The 17,346-nt window shown below is 50.7% G+C and carries 13 protein-coding genes and 5 pseudogenes; 10 read left to right on the forward strand and 8 right to left on the reverse strand.

Annotated elements, in window-relative coordinates:
* Positions 1-248: 248 nt before the first annotated feature.
* On the forward strand, positions 249-1,346 hold the full coding sequence (locus OGX96_RS07175) for an acyltransferase family protein (protein ID WP_172111210.1): 1,098 nt from the start codon (positions 249-251) through the stop codon (positions 1,344-1,346).
* 133 nt (positions 1,347-1,479) lie between these two features.
* Here the strand turns inward: OGX96_RS07175 and OGX96_RS07180 are convergent, their stop codons facing one another.
* From OGX96_RS07180 to OGX96_RS07205, 6 genes and pseudogenes are all read right to left on the reverse strand, one after another.
* Complete coding sequence (locus OGX96_RS07180; RefSeq protein ID WP_172111212.1) at positions 1,480-3,210, reverse strand: tail fiber/spike domain-containing protein; 1,731 nt, start codon at positions 3,208-3,210, stop codon at positions 1,480-1,482.
* 56 nt (positions 3,211-3,266) lie between these two features.
* Positions 3,267-3,817: pseudogene (locus OGX96_RS22590) on the reverse strand (host specificity factor TipJ family phage tail protein); the annotation flags it as partial.
* Positions 3,807-4,571, reverse strand: a pseudogene (locus OGX96_RS07190) (DUF2213 domain-containing protein); the annotation flags it as partial. The pseudogenes OGX96_RS07190 and OGX96_RS22590, both read right to left, overlap by 11 nt.
* Positions 4,572-4,649: 78 nt before the next feature.
* Positions 4,650-4,898, reverse strand: coding sequence for a hypothetical protein (locus OGX96_RS07195; protein WP_079935369.1), 249 nt, complete (start codon positions 4,896-4,898; stop codon positions 4,650-4,652).
* Positions 4,895-5,920 (reverse strand): phage minor head protein, encoded by a 1,026-nt coding sequence (locus OGX96_RS07200; RefSeq protein ID WP_502872638.1) that lies wholly within the window; start codon positions 5,918-5,920, stop codon positions 4,895-4,897. Before OGX96_RS07200 ends, OGX96_RS07195 begins: the two co-directional genes overlap by 4 nt.
* Positions 5,856-6,974 carry an anti-CBASS protein Acb1 family protein gene (locus tag OGX96_RS07205; protein WP_253193194.1) on the reverse strand — a complete coding sequence of 373 codons (1,119 nt, stop codon included), beginning with the start codon at positions 6,972-6,974 and terminating at the stop codon, positions 5,856-5,858. Before OGX96_RS07205 ends, OGX96_RS07200 begins: the two co-directional genes overlap by 65 nt.
* Between OGX96_RS07205 and OGX96_RS07210 the strand changes: the two are divergent.
* Positions 6,963-7,187: pseudogene (locus OGX96_RS07210) on the forward strand (type II toxin-antitoxin system HicB family antitoxin); the annotation flags it as partial. The gene OGX96_RS07205 and the pseudogene OGX96_RS07210 overlap by 12 nt on opposite strands.
* A gap of 952 nt (positions 7,188-8,139) precedes the next feature.
* Here OGX96_RS07210 and OGX96_RS07215 read toward each other — a convergent pair.
* Positions 8,140-8,733, reverse strand: a pseudogene (locus tag OGX96_RS07215) (antitermination protein Q); the annotation flags it as partial.
* Between OGX96_RS07215 and xisR the strand changes: the two are divergent.
* Together xisR and OGX96_RS07225 are read left to right on the forward strand one after the other, a co-directional pair.
* Entirely contained in the window at positions 8,729-8,941 is a 213-nt protein-coding gene (gene xisR, locus OGX96_RS07220) for an excisionase family protein (protein WP_079935372.1), read from the forward strand. The pseudogene OGX96_RS07215 and the gene xisR sit on opposite strands and share 5 nt — an antisense overlap.
* Positions 8,942-8,986: 45 nt before the next feature.
* A pseudogene (locus tag OGX96_RS07225) lies at positions 8,987-10,280 on the forward strand (tyrosine-type recombinase/integrase).
* A gap of 26 nt (positions 10,281-10,306) precedes the next feature.
* Here OGX96_RS07225 and fliE read toward each other — a convergent pair.
* On the reverse strand, positions 10,307-10,621 hold the full coding sequence (gene fliE / locus OGX96_RS07230; protein WP_079935374.1) for a flagellar hook-basal body complex protein FliE: 315 nt from the start codon (positions 10,619-10,621) through the stop codon (positions 10,307-10,309).
* Positions 10,622-10,837: 216 nt separating this feature from the next.
* Here fliE and fliF point away from each other — a divergent pair, with 216 nt between their 5' ends.
* Genes fliF through fliK form a run of 6 tightly spaced genes read left to right on the forward strand, consistent with a single transcriptional unit; the run spans position 10,838 to position 17,248 of the window.
* Positions 10,838-12,511 (forward strand): flagellar basal-body MS-ring/collar protein FliF, encoded by a 1,674-nt coding sequence (fliF, locus tag OGX96_RS07235; protein ID WP_071445475.1) that lies wholly within the window; start codon positions 10,838-10,840, stop codon positions 12,509-12,511.
* The gene (gene fliG, locus OGX96_RS07240) at positions 12,504-13,502 is read left to right on the forward strand and encodes a flagellar motor switch protein FliG (RefSeq protein WP_003030443.1); all 999 of its coding nucleotides are present in this window, start codon (positions 12,504-12,506) and stop codon (positions 13,500-13,502) included. The genes fliF and fliG overlap by 8 nt, the downstream gene beginning before the upstream one ends.
* Complete coding sequence (fliH, locus tag OGX96_RS07245; RefSeq protein ID WP_198802511.1) at positions 13,495-14,202, forward strand: flagellar assembly protein FliH; 708 nt, start codon at positions 13,495-13,497, stop codon at positions 14,200-14,202. The genes fliG and fliH overlap by 8 nt, the downstream gene beginning before the upstream one ends.
* Entirely contained in the window at positions 14,202-15,572 is a 1,371-nt protein-coding gene (gene fliI, locus OGX96_RS07250) for a flagellar protein export ATPase FliI (RefSeq protein WP_003030440.1), read from the forward strand. Before fliH ends, fliI begins: the two co-directional genes overlap by 1 nt.
* A gap of 21 nt (positions 15,573-15,593) precedes the next feature.
* Entirely contained in the window at positions 15,594-16,037 is a 444-nt protein-coding gene (fliJ, locus tag OGX96_RS07255; RefSeq protein ID WP_003834052.1) for a flagellar export protein FliJ, read from the forward strand.
* On the forward strand, positions 16,034-17,248 hold the full coding sequence (gene fliK, locus OGX96_RS07260) for a flagellar hook length control protein FliK (protein WP_286582589.1): 1,215 nt from the start codon (positions 16,034-16,036) through the stop codon (positions 17,246-17,248). The genes fliJ and fliK overlap by 4 nt, the downstream gene beginning before the upstream one ends.
* Positions 17,249-17,346 lie beyond the last annotated feature (98 nt).

A 17,346-nucleotide genomic window follows, 5' to 3' on the forward strand; every position in this document is an offset into this window, starting at 1 on the left:
TCCCATTTTTGTCTCATATCACCTGACGATCATCGAACTCAGCATGACCCGCTCTGTTTACAACCACGCAGCTTACCTTGATACGCGCATGGAGATGATGCAGTGGTGGGCGGGCGGGATTGATGAGAAGGTGAATTGACCACCTAATGGATAGTTTACTTATCGCTGTAAATTATTAATTAATAGACACATAATTACAATCCATGATAAATTATAAAGGTTTATCTTAACTCATTAAGAGTATGCTCATGCTATTATCATTGCAGTATTTGAGAGGTATTGCCTCGCTTTTGGTGGTGCTTTACCATGCAAGAGGCGAAATTAGTAATGTATATGCTCAAAGCAATCTAGGTGAATTGCTTTTTGGGAATGGTTATATTGGTGTTGACTTATTTTTCATGATAAGCGGATTTGTTATTATGCTATCAACTGAGAAGGATAAGTCGTCTTTCTCATTCATAATTAAAAGATTGTTTAGAATTTACCCTGTTTATTTGGTCTGCTTATTTGCCTTGGTATTCCTTCAGGGAAGACCGTTTGATGTAAACTTACTAAAATCTTTGTTATTCATAAATCTTGACTTGTTCTCAGAGGCTCCTTGGTTTGGGTATACAATTATATTCACAGCATGGACATTGATGTTTGAGATCATCTTCTATATGCTTTTCTACATATCCTTGGCTTTATCATGGAAATATAGAGGGTATATTTGCATGTTATTAATTGCATCTATTGTATTAGGTACAAACCTTTATTTTAATGGAAGTGTTAACTTTAGTGGCTATTCAAGCATAACTATTGCATCAAATCAAGAGCATAGCATTTGGTTAGGAATGGCCAGAGTTTTATCATCTCCCATGTTCTTTGAATTTATTATTGGGATGGTTATTTATAAAATTTATGCTTCAACTAAAATAAATATAAGCAATAACTACACACGAATTGCTGCGATTATAGCCATAGCTTTATTTTCATATTTCTATGTTACTGGATACAATGGTGGTCACGGTCCTTTAAGTTGTGGTGTATATGCGGCAATTCTGTTATTGGCATTAGTTCTTTTTGAGAAGACATGCAAGGTTAACTACTCACCAACACTAAGCTATTTTGGTAATATTTCTTATTCGTTATATCTTACGCATGCTCTTGTTATGAACATATTACCAACCGGTATAATTCCTGGTTCTCTCTACTCTCAGGCTCACGGTTTTTCTAATTTATATCTAATATTGCTGGCTTCAATATTTATTTCAACCATTCTCTACTATACAGTAGAAGTGTTTTTCGTGAGATTTGCTAGGATGATGCTTAAAACCATCATGATAAAAAACACAAGTGCAATTTAGTTTGTGAGATTATATGTGAGTAGGCCCATGGAAGGGATTTTATCAAAATATTAGAAAGGAATAGGTTTTCTGGCTTTATGAGAATGTTGTTAAACAACTGCCTCATAAAGCCATTTAATTTACGGAAGGTTTATCATAAGAAACTTTTGCTCATTCCAGTTATCTCGATTGTTGTATTTACAGCAATATCTGTGGAGCCAACATTAACAAGCTGTACATTTGCAGAGTTAGCAGCAGATGAAACCTGAACAATGAGCCCTGCATATAAATGTCCCATGCTCCACATAACTGCGCTACCACTCTTCAAACCAGGAACAGAAACTGATGTTGTAACTGTTCCGCCACTTCCTACAACTGTAGTGTTAATCGTCGCACTGCCCCAGACCTTGTTGAACACGCCAACCAGAGTGTGAAACTCTTCCCTTACTTGTGTTTTCAGTTGGTTATCAGGAATGTCTTCGCCGTTGTCAGTACCTAATACAGTACTGCGATGACCATTTGGATTCACGTTGATCCAGTTAACAAGACTTGGGTTCCCATAAGGAAAAAGTGCAAGGCCAATAAAAGTCTGACGACCTCCATCTTTTGCCTGACACGTTATTGCTGGGTTGCCGTTATCAATACTGGTGTTTATCCAAACGTTATGATAAGGAGAGTTTATCGAGAAAAACCACTCAAAAGCACTACCAACACTTTCAATATTGCAGGTCATGAAGGTATTAGTTTCATACACCCCGCGAGGGTTACTGAAATTGTAAGCAAGATCGCTTGCTGTCCACGTGTTGCTTATAAAGGTCCATCTGTTTACATATCCGTTAAAATTAACACATCGAACACTGTCACCGGCATAACATTGCTCTACTATTCCGAAGTAACATTGTCCTCCTGCAGATGTATCAACAGCGTTAGGGTATGTGATGACTCCATCGGTAGTTACGCGAGTATCATCAATCCACTTATTAATGGATAGTGCATTGTTAAATAGGCTCATTCTGACACGGGTAAATCTGGGGTAAGAAGCATCATTGATATCAATAGCATTAATATCTTTTGCATTTCTCCCTACCAGGTAAACATCACGAATCCCCATATTGTGAGCACCCGGCCCCCATCCCGATGGGCGTATGCCGCGGATCATTGTTCCGCCAGCAGGAAAGCTGTTAGTGGCTCTGATAAATGTTTTGTCATACCCCCCACCAACAATGGTTACACCAGGATATAGCAACACCATATCTGAGATATAGAAATCACCAACGACTGTTACCTCTGGAATTCCTAAAGTGTGCGCGGCCACAATAGCAGCCTGTAGGTTTGTAGTCAGATCTGGTTGACCTGTAATTACCCCGCCAGGAACAAAATCAGCAGCCAAATCGATAGAGTTTCTGAGCTTTCTGTCTACCTTGGTAAGTTGTGATGATGGCTGGTTGAGATCGTATCCTACAAGAAGGGAGCCTGTCCCTGCCGCTAAATCTTTTCTCAAGACATCACTGATATCTACTGGCTGCCATTTTCCTTCACCTGTCCCACCTGATGATTCTGGCGTAGAGCCCGCCGGAACCGTTTTTGGCAATGTTGTCAGGTCGTCCCATCGGTACCAGACATTTGTCGACGTATCCTGCAGTACATCACCAGCAGCAGTAACGGTCCCACCGCCCTGAAATGTTCCCGCCAGATTCCAGCCGAGATTGTAGATCTGCTGGAGTGTTAACTGCTTAAGACCTTCAATCGTGTAATGAGCATTCCCAAAACGATCGATGTACTGCTGGGCCATTGACGTAACAAACTCATCAATTTTCCCGGCGTTGAATTTCAGATCTTGCGGTTTTTCGCTCGGAACTGGCTGGTTAGTTGGTGTAGTGCTCATATTTTTTCCATAAAAAACCCGGCGCTGTGGCCGGGTTGTGTTATTTGGATAAGGTCTTATTCGTAGACTGAGTCGCTGTACTCTGCGACGGTCAGAGATACAGTGTTATCTGTGTTGGGTTTGATGCTGTTGACTGTCCACAGCTGGCTGTCCAGTTCCTCCACAGTGGCTATTAGATATCGCGACGGGAGCTGTACGGTGTCTCCGTTCCATATATTGAGCTGAATGGAGGGTATTGCTGCAATGAAGCCGTATTTAGTGTCGCTGCGTGCCGTTGCCGGATAACGTAGTGTCGGGTTTCCCATACTGTCACCAGAACATACATCGTTCCGGTAAACTTGATTGGTTCGCTCGTATCGAAGTTATTTCCGGTGCGACCGGTGATGTACCCCTGTTGCTGGTTGCTGTCGTAGATGTCCGGCATCTGAATAACGCTGCCGACCTGAATGATCCCATCCTCGAACACCTTGGCGTTCATCTTCACCCGTGAGTAAATCAGACGCTTTGTTTCTCGTAACGCCCTCTCCCGAGCCTGGTACTCGTTACGGAATCCTACTATCTCAAGCTTGTTTGGGTTCTCCGCTTCCTGCTCGACGATAGCGCCATTTTTTGTCGTCCTGCTTGATGGACATGCGCAACGCCTGGTAGATATCGTCAAATGACATCTCTGAAGCGTTGCTGATGAAGAACTTCACTTTGTTCCACCAGCCGTCTTTCATGCTGTTGGCGGCATCGATGAGGCTCGTCGATTCAACATCGGCCTCCTGCCCGTCAGCGTTGACGAACATGCCGACGCCTTCATCCGGCGTACCGGCGCCGGGCTCGTCGAGCAGGATCGCAATGTGGTCGAACTGCATGTTGTGAGCGACCCAGGAGTACTTCTTCTGCTTCGACTCACCTGCCTTTTGCTCTTTGTTCAGCAGCAGACCGGTGGAAACATGAATCGGTTCGGCGTTATTGCCGCTAATCATGTCGTCCAGGCGCTGAATAAGGCGCTTACCGTCAGGTTTGGTATCTGCCACAGCCTTATTGACGTAAACGTCCATCACGACCTTGTCGTTGGCCTTGCTGACGTTCTGAGCCCACGCCCCGGCGTAGTAATCGTTGACAGCCTGCGGGTCGTTGGCGCTAACGTATTTGCCGTTCACCATCGGGTGGCCGATCGGCATTAACTTGCGCTCCATCGTCTGGTAGCTGTTGTTAATCTCCTCCGCCGGGTACAGGCCGCCATTCATCACGATGTCATCGACGATCGGGACCGCACCACGAATGACGTAGTGTTCCTGACCGTTGATGGTGGTCGTTGAGATGTTGGAGGCATTGATGGCGAGGGATTTAACGTGGATGCTGGATAGCTTCACGTTGCGTCCTCATTTGTGGATTTCGGGCAATAAAAAAGCCCAGTTAATTACTGGGCCGATAACAATACGAGGTGTATTTTAATTTATAAGTGTGTTTAAAATATTTCTGGCATTGTTTAGAGCCTGCATTTCAATCGCGTTAACGCCTGATTGTTGACCGTTTGAAACTGGCATTACAAGGCCCTTGTGCATTTTAAGGATTTCACTAGCTTCAACAGATACATCGTTTTCTAAAGTAATCACACACGTGACCTTGAAAGCAATCTCCATATCTGTCTTAAACATTTCCTTCCAGTCGAACTTCACTTGCTTGATGCTATGGCTCATATAACCTCCGTTGAATGTTGAGGTTTATTATCGCCTTTTTTATTCCAATCTTTACGCTCTTTCGCCAACTTATCAGCCAGCCCTTCGTTAAATATGCTGCCGTCGTCGTTGAGCAGCACCGGAATCTGGCTGCAGTAACAGTTGTACCGGTTGCCGTTCTCGGCGTAGAAGTCCCGCACCTCTTCGGTGGTGTAGACCTTGCCGTGACGGCTGGCGTGCCAGGTGCGCGTTGTTGGTTTGAGTGCCGACAACCACAGCAGTCCGGTATTCAGCCCCAGCCGGTCAGCAGCCCAGTCCGTTTCATTCCATTGTGCCTGCCGTAGCGCGCCGACCTGTTCAGTTTGAGCGATAGTCTTTGCCTTCGACATGGACACATCGAGACGCTTGCTGATGACGCTGGCCGTCTCGCGAGGATTAACCCCACGCGCGACCGCATCGGTGATGATGTTGGTTAAATCGCCGCGGGCAGTGTCGCTGATGACCTTCCAGTCACTAAACGTTGTCAGCCTGGCCGCCGCCACCTGATTAAGGTGTCCGGGGCTGCTTAAAAGCTGCTTTAGCGTCGTCTGACTGGCGTACACCTGCGACTGTTGCGAGAGGTTGTTGAAGGCCTCCAGCGTGCCGCGCTGCGCTTCTGCGACGACGTAATCCATCGCCCAGAGGTTTTGCTCGCCACCTTCCAGCAAGTGGTCATCGAGAATGGCCTGCACTGCCTCAAGCAGATCAGCTAGTTCCTGCGCCGACATGTCGTAGATAAACTTGCCAGCGTTGACCTGGTAAAGCGTAGGCTCGTCACCGTTAACATGGCACAGGAAATGCCAGTTATGGCTATTTACCGCACGCTCTCTCCCGATCAGACGCTGGTCGAGCAGCGCTTTCATGGCCACCTTAATCGCGTAATACCGATCCTCAATGTCGCGCTCCATCTTGCTGACTGGCTTACGCGACATCGTTGGGTCAACTTTCGACCGTGGTATCACCGGACTTTTCGGCTTCTGACTGAGGGTCGGCCAGAGGATCAGGCTTTGGTTTGTTGCCATCAGGCGGAACCTCATCATCAAGCTCAGGCAGTGGCTGTAATTCGCCAGCAGTGCGGATTTCGTTTTCAGTGATAGCCGAACGCCCGAAGGCATTCGTTGATTTCACTGCCACGTCCGCCAGTTTATCCATATTGGCAATCTTCTCTGCCTGACTAGGCGCCAGCAGATCAGACCAACCAACGGTAATTTCCTCATTCTGCGCCGGAGGAATAATGCCAAGCATCCAGAAGCGAGAAACCACGTCAGTGATAACGTCAGTCAGGAAGCCTTTACGTCGGCTCATCCTGGTGCGCCCCCAGCCTTTCGCATCTTCGGTACTGGCGCGCTCACCCGTCTGCATCCCAACAAGCTCTTTCACAGGTATTGGAACGGTCGCGCAGAACTCGCTCAGTGCTGTGCGCCATGTTGGCTCAGGGTCGGCTTCTGGAACGCTTAATACCTCGGCAGTACCGGCCTGCATAAAGCTGGCGCTGTCGGTGCTGTCGTTCAGGCGGCGCACCTGCTGATCCAGAGCCTCAGCAAGTTGCCCTTCCGCCACGCCAAGTGCCTTGGCAAGAGCGGAGAAGTTCGTCTTCTCGCTGAATGAGTAGTTAAGCTGTCGGCTGGCGTTCTTCAGGAATCCCTCAGAAGCCCCGCCGCTCACCTTCTCGATGTCCAGCAACTTATTGAAGCCGGCCTCAAGCAGTGACTTACCTGACGTCATGACGCCATCATCTGAACCTTCAGCCAGGATGATTACCCGATCAGGATGCACGTTAATGATTCGCCCCGGTCGCGCATCGAAGTTCCCGTCGACAGGCAACTCAGTAAACGAGTACATCGTTACTTCGCCAAACGTTTCACTTTCTGGGTCATCGTCCCATTTAATCGGGTCGATCTGCGCTTCCCATGCAGGGATTAACTTAACAAGTGCCTTTTCCTGAAGGCGTCCAACGACTGTCTTGTCGACTTCCTCATACCATTGCTTGCTGTCCTTAATCTGAAGCAGGATTGCAGAGTAACGTCCAACCAGGTTTCGACGGTCATCACCGTTCATCTTCCTGTGCTGATCTGCATGAAAGCTGCATTGCACAATGCAATGATTAACACCGGTACGCGTAAGGCTGATTTAGCCAGAAAGCTAAACCAGAAAGGGCCGCAGATTGACCGGCTTCTTGACGTTAGTCACGCATCCAAAGTCGAGACGCTGGAACAAGCCTTATACCTTCTTGGTTATGAGGCAGAGGTATCTGTAAAGAAGTTATCATGAGCAGTTAACAGCCACCCATCTTCACGAAGCCCAGCCATTGTGCTGGGTTTTCTTTTTTGGAAGCGCACAGCACCGTAGCCACAGTGGGTAGGGTGAGGGTTTTGTCTGTCTGGTATTTGGTGAGATGCGCTTTCAGAAAGGATAATTATTAAAAGACTTAAAGCTTAATTTGATGCGGTCGATAACCTTACTTTCAACTCAAAAAGAAGGTTCGACTATGAATGTCTTTCGTGTTCACCGTGATAGAGATGCTATTTTTAAATTTGCAGTTGAGAGGCATAAATTAACACCTCAACTTCACCCAGTTAGCAAAGGTGCGGTCAATCATTATGGCCCATACGTTAACCCTGATGTATACGTTTATGTAATTACTACGACTGCAACCAGTGTGGCTGCACTTACGTCGGACCTTCAACTTAATCCGCCAACGAAGGACACCTTCACCATCGTTGGTAACAACGAAATTTATATCTAACAAAAAAAGCCCCGGCATTTCTGCCAGGGCCTATTAATTAGTGGAGGGCATTCAGTTGTATATTGAGTACACGCCGGGGGTCTCCCGTTACATCTAACGCATACCTGAATCCGAGTAATCCTGCCTTTCGCGCAAATCCCAAGCCAGCCACAGGCATCGGTGTGAGGTACCACATATTTGCACTATCCATTCCCCTAACCCAGATTCCGCTTTATGGCTTTAGCGGATTACACAAGGGGACTTTCAAAAAGTTTGCCAAAGGAAACCTCCTTAATCATCCTCAAGTAATTCGGGGAGTTGGATCATCATGGTTTCACAAAGAAAATTCATTGATCTTAGTCATAAAAAAGCCCCGAGATATTAACTCAGGGCCATTGAATGAATGTACTACTCCATCATTGAGTTCAGATTAAACAGAAATCGCCACTTTGTAAAGTGTAATTTTCTAGATAAATCCTATTTAATAGAAAATATTCACTACCGCGTGACTTTGTTCAACATCTGGTTTGCGTACTCTTCCTGTTTGATACACTCGCCTACTAGGCTTTCAAAGAAATCCTTGTAAGACCTGCGCCATGTGGTTTCAGGTATATCCATCACCGTCGCGCAGATGTATTTACGGACGCTATCAGGTAGCAATCTGGCATATCCCCGACCGTTGCAGCGTGAACAGGTTTTATATGCAGGGACGCCGCGTTGTAGAATAGTTTTATCTTTGTCTAACACTGTTCCTTTGCCATTGCACTGGCATGCGTTGGTCAGAACTCCCTTCCCTTTGCACTTGTGGCAAAGCACCTTAACCATCTCTCTTTTTTCGCTAAGGTGTGATCGTCCCATGTGTTTCATTGTCATAACTTCAGCTTCGACAAACTTATTGCCATGGCAGCAGTCGCACGTTCTGGTACTGGCGGCGCTCCGGGAGTAATCGGCAAAGGCGAAAGTTGCGAGAACTTGCATTACCTTTGGCTTAACATCGCTCTCAAGCTTGCGTAAGGCGGCAACCTTATCGCAGTGCTCAATTGCATATTTGGTCAGCAGTTCAATCGCTCGCTCACGATCGTAATCGCTGATAACCGAAGAAAAGCTCGTCGAGATTACCGGCCTTCGCCCGGGCACTATCGAGCGGGCCCGTAAAAATTGCTGGATGGTCGGACGGGAATATCTGCATGTTTCCCCTGACGGAGTGCCTAAGAAAAACAGCGAGTGCATGTACAACAGAAAGGCTGTCGACCAGTGGGTTGAGAGCATGTCAAAGAAACAGCCTGGTGCGCGCCAATGAAGATCCGTTTATGCTTAGCTGGCTCTTGGACGTCAGGAGGGAATAATGGCTAAGTCAGCATACCCAACAGGCGTGGAGAACCATGGCGGTACGCTCCGCATATGGTTCATCTATAAAGGCAGCCGGGTGCGTGAAAGCCTCGGCGTGCCGGATACACCAAAAAACAGGAAGATCGCTGGCGAGCTGCGCGCGTCGGTGTGCTTCGCGATAAAGACCGGCAACTTCAATTATGCGGCTCAGTTCCCGGACTCACCGAATCTGAAGAAATTTGGAGTTGAAAATAAGGAAATCACCATGCTCGAGTTGGCGAATAAATGGCTTGAGTTGAAGCGCATGGAGATCAGCACCAACGCGATGTCTCGCTATTCATCTATAGCGCGCAACATGATACCGAGAATTGGTGGGGACAAGCTGGTATCTGCGGTGACACAGGAAGACCTGCTGTTTATCAGGAAGGAGTTGCTAACCGGCTATCACGTATTGAAGACAGGACAGAAGACACCAGTAAAAGGAAGATCCGTCAGAACCATCAACAACTACATGAGAACCATGTCAGGCATGTTTAACTTCGCTGCGGACAGTGGTTATGTTAAGGCGAATCCGTTTAACGGCATTTCCATGCTCAAACGATCACGCACTGAACCAGATCCGCTCACACGAGAGGAGTTCGTCAGAATGATTAATGCATGTACTCATCAGCAACTGAAAAACATGTGGTCGCTGGCCGTGTACACAGGGGTGAGGCATGGAGAGCTGGTATCGTTGTCATGGGAAGACATCGACCTGAAAGCGGGAACTATGATGATTCGTCGCAACCACGTTAACGAAGGAGTTCACCCTTCCTAAAACAGAGGCAGGAACTGATCGAATCATAAACCTGATTCAGCCAGCCATCGATGTGTTGAAGAACCAGGCTGAAATGACCAGGCTGGGCAAGCAGTATCAAGTTGAGGTTAAGCTTCGTGAATACGATCGTACTGATGTGCATCCATGCACATTCGTGTTCAACCCGCAAATCGTATCGCGTAATGGCCGTGCAGGGCATCATTACGCTGTAGGGTCGATCAACCAATCGTGGGAGGCGGCAATGCGACGTGCAGGTATTCGCTATCGCAGAGCATACCAGTCAAGACACACTTACGCATGTTGGTCGTTAGCTGCCGGTGCCAACCCTAACTTCATCGCGAAGCAAATGGGCCACACCGACGCGCAAGTGGTTTACCGGGTGTACGGATCCTGGATGGCAGAAAACAACCAGGACCAGGTACTCATACTCAACCAGAAATTGAGTGAGTTTGCCCCACCCATGCCCCATGCAGTAGGATCGGATGGATATTAACAATAAATATCATTAGGTTATGTAGCCTAAACTTGCATGGACATCACTTCCTGATACGCCGACACCAGTTTATTACGCACCTGAATACCCATCTGCATCGATACCGACGCTTTTTGCATATCGGTCATCACATCATTTAACGCAATGCCCGGCTCACCCAGGGTAAATTTCTCAGCCTGCGTACGGGACGCGGTTTGCACATCGCTGATTCTGTCTAACGCCGCATGCAGTTGTCCGGCAAAACTCACGGTCGGTTGTGGCTGCATATCCTGCGTTTTTGCTGACATCGCCGTGGCCTGTAACTGGCTGATGACCCCTTCAATCCCCTGTATTGCCGACATTCTGATCCCCTGGATGATTTTTTACGTAGCTGAGATTACCAGTTAGTCAATAAGATAAAGGCGTTAAATAACGATAAAAAACCACGGTTTTTAACGCATAGAAAAATTCGAAACCGCAAATAATGAGACCGTCAATTTTTCGAGTTTGCTGACCCGGGAGTGAGTCTTGTTCCACTTTGCAAAAAACGCCGTCCACGATAAGCCACGAGGTGCGAGATGAGTGCGACAGCATCGACTGCAACCCAGCTTAAACCTCTCGAGTGGTTAAACCGCCTGCGCGCGAATCCCAGAATTCCTTTGATTGTGGCGGGAGCCGCTGCCGTCGCTATCATCGTGGCGATGGTCCTGTGGGCCAAAGCGCCTGACTATCGCACGCTGTTCAGCAATCTTTCCGATCAGGATGGTGGCGCGATTGTCACCCAACTGACGCAGATGAACGTTCCCTATCGTTTTACAGAGGGAAGCGGTGCTATAGAAGTTCCTGCCGATAAAGTCCACGAACTACGTTTACGTCTGGCGCAGCAAGGCCTGCCGAAAGGCGGCGCCGTTGGTTTTGAACTGCTGGATCAGGAAAAGTTTGGTATTAGCCAGTTTAGCGAGCAGGTCAACTACCAGCGTGCGCTGGAAGGTGAATTAGCCCGGACCATTGAAACGCTGGGACCGGTAAAACGCGCCCGCGTGCATCTGGCAATGCCGAAACCGTCGCTGTTTGTGCGTGAGCAAAAAGCGCCTTCAGCCTCCGTGACCGTTAACCTTGAACCGGGCCGTGCACTGGATGAAGGTCAGATCAGTGCAGTTACGCATCTGGTTTCCAGCGCTGTCGCCGGGTTACCGCCGGGCAACGTTACGCTGGTCGACCAGGCGGGTCATCTGTTAACTCAGTCGAACACCAGCAGCCGCGACCTTAACGATGCTCAGTTGAAATACGCCAGCGATGTCGAAGGCCGCGTTCAACGTCGTATCGAATCGATCCTGTCGCCGATTGTCGGCAACGGTAACGTACATGCGCAGGTCACCGCGCAGCTGGATTTCGCTAATAAAGAGCAAACCGAAGAACAGTACCGTCCAAACGGTGATGATTCCCAGGCCGTGCTACGTTCACGTCAGTTAAACGTCAGCGAGCAGATCGGAAGCGGAGCGCCAGGCGGCGTACCGGGCGCGTTGTCCAATCAACCAGCACCGGCGAATACCGCGCCAATCGCCAACCCTCCGGCTAATCAGCAAAATGCGCAAACCACGCAGACGGCAAATAACAGCAATAATGCCGGACCACGCAGTACGCAGCGCAACGAAACCAGCAATTATGAAGTCGACCGTACCATTCGCCACACCAAAATGAACGTCGGCGATGTGCAGCGTCTCTCGGTTGCAGTGGTGGTCAACTATAAAACGTTGCCGGACGGCAAACCGCTGCCGTTAACCGCCGATCAGATGAAACAGATTGAGGACCTGACCCGCGAAGCGATGGGCTTCTCCGACAAACGTGGCGATACCCTGAACGTGGTGAACTCTCCGTTCACGGCGACCGACGATTCCATTGGCGAGCTGCCGTTCTGGAAACAGCCGTTCTTTATTGATCAGTTGATGACCGCAGGCCGTTGGTTGCTGGTTCTGCTAGTTGCCTGGATCCTGTGGCGTAAGGCTGTTCGTCCGCAGTTGGTTCGCCGCAGCGAAGAAGCAAAAGCGGTACAAGAACAAACGCGTATTCGTCAGGAAACGGAAGAAGCGGTAGAAGTTCGCCTCAGCAAAGACGAGCAGACCCAGCAGCGTCGTACGAATCAGCGTCTGGGTGCAGAAGTGATGAGCCAGCGTATTCGTGAAATGTCAGATAACGATCCGCGCGTCGTGGCGCTGGTCATTCGCCAGTGGATGAGTAACGATCATGAGTAATGCCCTTACCGGTACCGATAAAAGCGTCATCCTGCTGATGACCATTGGCGAAGATCGCGCTGCTGAGGTGTTTAAACACCTTTCCACGCGCGAAGTTCAGGCGCTGAGTACAGCGATGGCGAACGTACGCCAGATCTCCAACAAACAGTTGACGGAAGTGCTGGCCGAATTTGAGCAAGAAGCAGAACAGTTTGCCGCGCTGAATATCAACGCCAACGAATATCTGCGCTCCGTGCTGGTGAAAGCGCTGGGCGAGGAACGCGCCTCCAGCCTGCTGGAAGATATTCTGGAAACCCGCGATACCACCAGCGGCATTGAAACGCTCAACTTTATGGAGCCGCAAAGCGCCGCCGACCTTATCCGCGACGAGCATCCGCAGATTATCGCCACCATTCTGGTGCACCTCAAACGTGGCCAGGCCGCCGATATTCTGGCGCTGTTCGACGAGCGTTTACGTCACGACGTGATGCTGCGTATTGCTACCTTCGGCGGTGTGCAGCCTGCCGCGCTGGCAGAACTGACCGAGGTACTGAACGGTCTGCTCGATGGCCAGAACCTCAAGCGCAGCAAAATGGGCGGCGTGAGAACGGCGGCAGAAATTATCAACCTAATGAAAACCCAGCAGGAAGAAGCGGTTATCACCGCCGTACGCGAGTTCGACGGCGAACTGGCGCAGAAAATTATCGACGAGATGTTCCTGTTCGAAAACCTGGTGGACGTCGACGATCGCAGTATCCAGCGCCTGCTGCAGGAAGTGGATTCCGAATCGCTGCTGATTGCGCTGAAAGGTGCCGAACAGCCGCTACGCGAGAAGTTCCTGCGCAACATGTCGCAACGTGCTGCCGATATTCTGCGCGACGACCTTGCCAACCGCGGTCCGGTGCGCTTGTCGCAGGTGGAAAACGAACAGAAAGCGATTCTGCTTATTGTGCGTCGTCTGGCGGAAACCGGCGAGATGGTGATCGGCAGCGGCGAGGATACCTATGTCTAACGAACTGCCGTGGAAAGTCTGGACTCCGGACGATCTCGCCCCACCGATGGCAGAGTTCGTGCTGGCCGACCACAGCGAAACGCCGCTGTCCGAAGAGACGGAAGAACCCGAGCTTTCCGCAGAGCAACAGCTTGAACAACAGCTCGCACAGCTGCAAATGCAGGCCCATGAGCAAGGGTATAACGCGGGGCTGGCGGAAGGTCGACAAAAGGGTCATGAACAAGGCTATCAGGATGGTCTGAGCCAGGGGCTGGAGCAGGGCCAGAACCAGGCGCGTGCGCAGCATGCGCCGATTCATGCCCGTATGCAGCAGCTGGTGAGCGAGTTTCAGAATACGCTGGACGCACTGGACAGCGTCATTGCCTCGCGCCTGATGCAAATGGCGCTGGAAGCTGCGCGTCAGGTGATTGGTCAGACGCCTATCGTGGATAACGCTGCGCTGATTAAGCAGATCCAACAGTTATTGCAACAGGAACCGCTGTTTAGCGGTAAACCGCAGCTGCGCGTACATCCGGACGATCTCCAGCGTGTTGAGGAGATGCTCGGTGCCACTCTCAGCCTGCACGGCTGGCGGCTGCGCGGTGATCCCACGCTGCATCACGGCGGTTGTAAAGTCTCAGCTGACGAAGGCGATCTGGATGCCAGCGTCGCCACACGCTGGCAAGAACTCTGCCGTCTGGCAGCGCCGGGAGTCGTGTAATGACCACTCGCCTGACTCGCTGGCTCAATACGCTGGACAACTTCGAAGAGAAAATGTCTCTGCTGCCTGCGGTGCGTCGTTACGGTCGCCTGACCCGCGCAACCGGGCTGGTGCTGGAAGCTACGGGGTTACAGCTGCCGCTGGGTGCCACCTGCGTCATTGAACGCCAGGATGGCAACGAAACCCAGGAAGTTGAAAGCGAAGTCGTAGGCTTTAACGGTCAACGTCTGTTTCTGATGCCGCTCGAAGAGGTCGAAGGCGTTCTGCCCGGGGCGCGCGTGTACGCGAAAAACATTGCCGGAGAAGGTCTGCAAAGCGGGAAGCAATTACCGCTTGGCCCTGCTCTGCTGGGGCGTGTGCTGGACGGCAGCGGCAAACCGCTCGACGGACTGCCCGCCCCGGATACCACCGAAACCGGCGCGCTGATTACACCGCCGTTTAACCCGCTGCAACGTACCGCAATTGAACACGTCCTGGATACCGGTGTACGCCCCATCAACGCGTTGTTAACCGTAGGTCGCGGCCAGCGTATGGGGCTTTTCGCAGGTTCCGGCGTCGGTAAAAGCGTCCTGCTCGGCATGATGGCGCGTTATACCCAGGCCGACGTCATCGTCGTGGGCCTGATTGGCGAACGTGGCCGCGAAGTTAAAGATTTTATTGAAAATATTCTCGGCGCTGACGGTCGCGCACGCTCGGTTGTGATTGCCGCTCCGGCGGACGTCTCGCCGCTGTTACGTATGCAAGGCGCGGCCTACGCCACGCGTATCGCCGAAGATTTCCGCGATCGTGGACAGCACGTATTGCTGATTATGGATTCCCTCACCCGCTATGCGATGGCGCAACGTGAGATAGCCCTGGCGATCGGCGAGCCACCGGCAACCAAAGGTTATCCACCGTCAGTATTCGCCAAATTACCGGCGCTGGTTGAACGTGCCGGAAACGGTATTCACGGCGGCGGTTCAGTCACCGCGTTTTATACGGTACTGACCGAGGGTGACGACCAGCAGGACCCGATTGCCGATTCCGCGCGCGCAATTCTGGACGGCCACATTGTGCTGTCACGTCATCTGGCCGAGGCGGGTCACTATCCGGCCATCGATATCGAAGCCTCAATCAGCCGCGCCATGACCGCGCTCATTAGTGAAAAACATTACGCACGGGTGCGCAACTTTAAACAGTTGCTGTCCAGCTTCCAGCGTAACCGCGATCTGGTTAGCGTGGGGGCGTATGCCAAAGGCAGCGATCCAATGCTGGATAAAGCCATCGCCTTATGGCCACAGCTGGAAGCGTTTTTACAGCAAGGCATCTTTGAACGGGCTGACTGGGAAGATTCTCTACAAGCTTTAGAACTGATTTTCCCTGGTGTGTGATTAAGCAGGAGAGCATAGGTCATGGCACAACATGGTGCGTTAGCAACACTGAAAGACCTGGCTGAAAAAGAGGTAGATGACGCCGCTGTCTTATTAGGAGAGATGCGTCGTGGCTGTCAGCAGGCAGAAGAACAGTTAAAAATGCTGATCGATTATCAGCATGAGTATCGCAACAATCTGAATACTGATATGGGCCAGGGTATTACCAGCAATCGCTGGATTAACTACCAGCAATTTATTCAGACGCTGGAAAAAGCGATTGAGCAACACCGCCAACAGCTCAATCAGTGGACGCAAAAAGTGGACATGGCTTTGAACAGTTGGCGCGACAAAAAACAACGATTACAGGCGTGGCAGACGTTGCAGGACAGACAAACCTCGGCGGCGTTACTGGCCGAAAACCGTCTGGATCAGAAAAAAATGGATGAATTTGCTCAGCGCGCAGCTATGAGGAAACCCGAATGATTACTTTACCCCAACTGATTACCACCGACACCGACGTAGCCGCAGGTCTTCAGTCAGGCAAAGCGGTAGATTCACCCGAGGATTTTTTAGCGTTGCTGGCTGGCGCATTAGGTGCGGGCGACGCGCAGGGTAAAGACGCTCCGCTGTCGCTTGCCGACTTACAGGCGGCCAGCAGTAAGCTGCAAAAAGGGTTACTGCAAAAAAATGGCGATACTGCACAGTCGGTCAAATTAACCGATCTGTTGGCGCAACAGGAGCTACAAGCCGAGTCTTCTCTTGCCGACATGACTGACGCTCAGCAACTGTTGTCTGCTCTCACACCTTCACTGAAAGCTAATGCCCTGACGACGCTGGGCAAAGTTGCTCAGCAGGACGAAAAAAACACCACGCTGAGTGATGACGATCTCGCCAACCTGAGCGCATTGTTCGCCATGCTACCAGGACAACCGCTGGCTACGCCTGCCGTCGACAGCGCACCAGCCCCGGTTGATGCCACGCTTTCGGCGTTGTCACGTGGCGCTGCACACGGCGCGACGACTGATAATGCAGACGAATTGCTGCCGGGTGATGCCAAAAAAGGCAAAGCGGATGCCACAATTGCTGGCGGTGGTGCTAATCAGGCAAACAATCCAGCACTAACCCCGCTGACGGCGGCGGCGAACGCCAGAGCTGAAATCGACAGCACCCCGTCACCGACCAGCATTGGCATGACTGCGGCACCGCTAAGTGGTCCACAGACACACGCACAACCGTTACCGACGGCCGCGCCAGTGTTAAGCGCTCCGTTAGGTAGCCATGAATGGCAGCAATCGCTGAGCCAGCACGTCACATTGTTCACGCGCCAGGGCCAGCAAAGCGCAGAGCTGCGTCTGCATCCGCAAGACCTGGGTCAGGTACATATTTCCCTCAAGCTGGACGACAACCTCGCACAGTTACAAATGGTTTCACCGCACAGTCACGTGCGCGCCGCACTGGAAGCCGCATTACCGATGCTGCGTACGCAGTTGGCTGAAAGCGGCATTCAACTGGGGCAAAGCAACATCAGCAGTGAAAGCTTCGCTGGCCATCAGCAGTCTTCCGGGCAGCAACAGCAGGCTGGTCGCGCTCAAGGACAAGACATTTTTGCCGCTGAAGATGACGCAATACTGGCAACCCCAGCCTCGCTGCAAGCCGCTGCCCGCGGCGATGGCGCAGTAGACATCTTCGCCTAACGCCAGAGGTAGCATGATTATCCGCGTCTTTTCCACGCTTTGTCGTGGACAGGACACGGGATAATCAGCCCATAAGCTGTACCGAAACAGGAAGCCCG

Source organism: Citrobacter sp. Cpo100 (genome assembly GCF_030332595.1).
Taxonomy (GTDB): Bacteria; Pseudomonadota; Gammaproteobacteria; order Enterobacterales; family Enterobacteriaceae; genus Citrobacter; species Citrobacter portucalensis.

Bases quoted from the DNA above. Each gene is read 5' to 3' on its own strand.
- OGX96_RS07175 (WP_172111210.1), top strand. From the start codon at position 249: ATGCTATTATCATTGCAGTATTTGAGAGGTATTGCCTCGCTTTTGGTG.
- OGX96_RS07180 (WP_172111212.1), bottom strand. From the start codon at position 3,210: ATGAGCACTACACCAACTAACCAGCCAGTTCCGAGCGAAAAACCGCAA.
- OGX96_RS07195 (WP_079935369.1), bottom strand. From the start codon at position 4,898: ATGAGCCATAGCATCAAGCAAGTGAAGTTCGACTGGAAGGAAATGTTT.
- OGX96_RS07205 (WP_253193194.1), bottom strand. From the start codon at position 6,974: ATGAACGGTGATGACCGTCGAAACCTGGTTGGACGTTACTCTGCAATC.
- fliE (WP_079935374.1), bottom strand. From the start codon at position 10,621: ATGTCGGCAATACAGGGGATTGAAGGGGTCATCAGCCAGTTACAGGCC.
- fliF (WP_071445475.1), top strand. From the start codon at position 10,838: ATGAGTGCGACAGCATCGACTGCAACCCAGCTTAAACCTCTCGAGTGG.
- fliG (WP_003030443.1), top strand. From the start codon at position 12,504: ATGAGTAATGCCCTTACCGGTACCGATAAAAGCGTCATCCTGCTGATG.
- fliH (WP_198802511.1), top strand. From the start codon at position 13,495: ATGTCTAACGAACTGCCGTGGAAAGTCTGGACTCCGGACGATCTCGCC.
- fliI (WP_003030440.1), top strand. From the start codon at position 14,202: ATGACCACTCGCCTGACTCGCTGGCTCAATACGCTGGACAACTTCGAA.
- fliJ (WP_003834052.1), top strand. From the start codon at position 15,594: ATGGCACAACATGGTGCGTTAGCAACACTGAAAGACCTGGCTGAAAAA.
- fliK (WP_286582589.1), top strand. From the start codon at position 16,034: ATGATTACTTTACCCCAACTGATTACCACCGACACCGACGTAGCCGCA.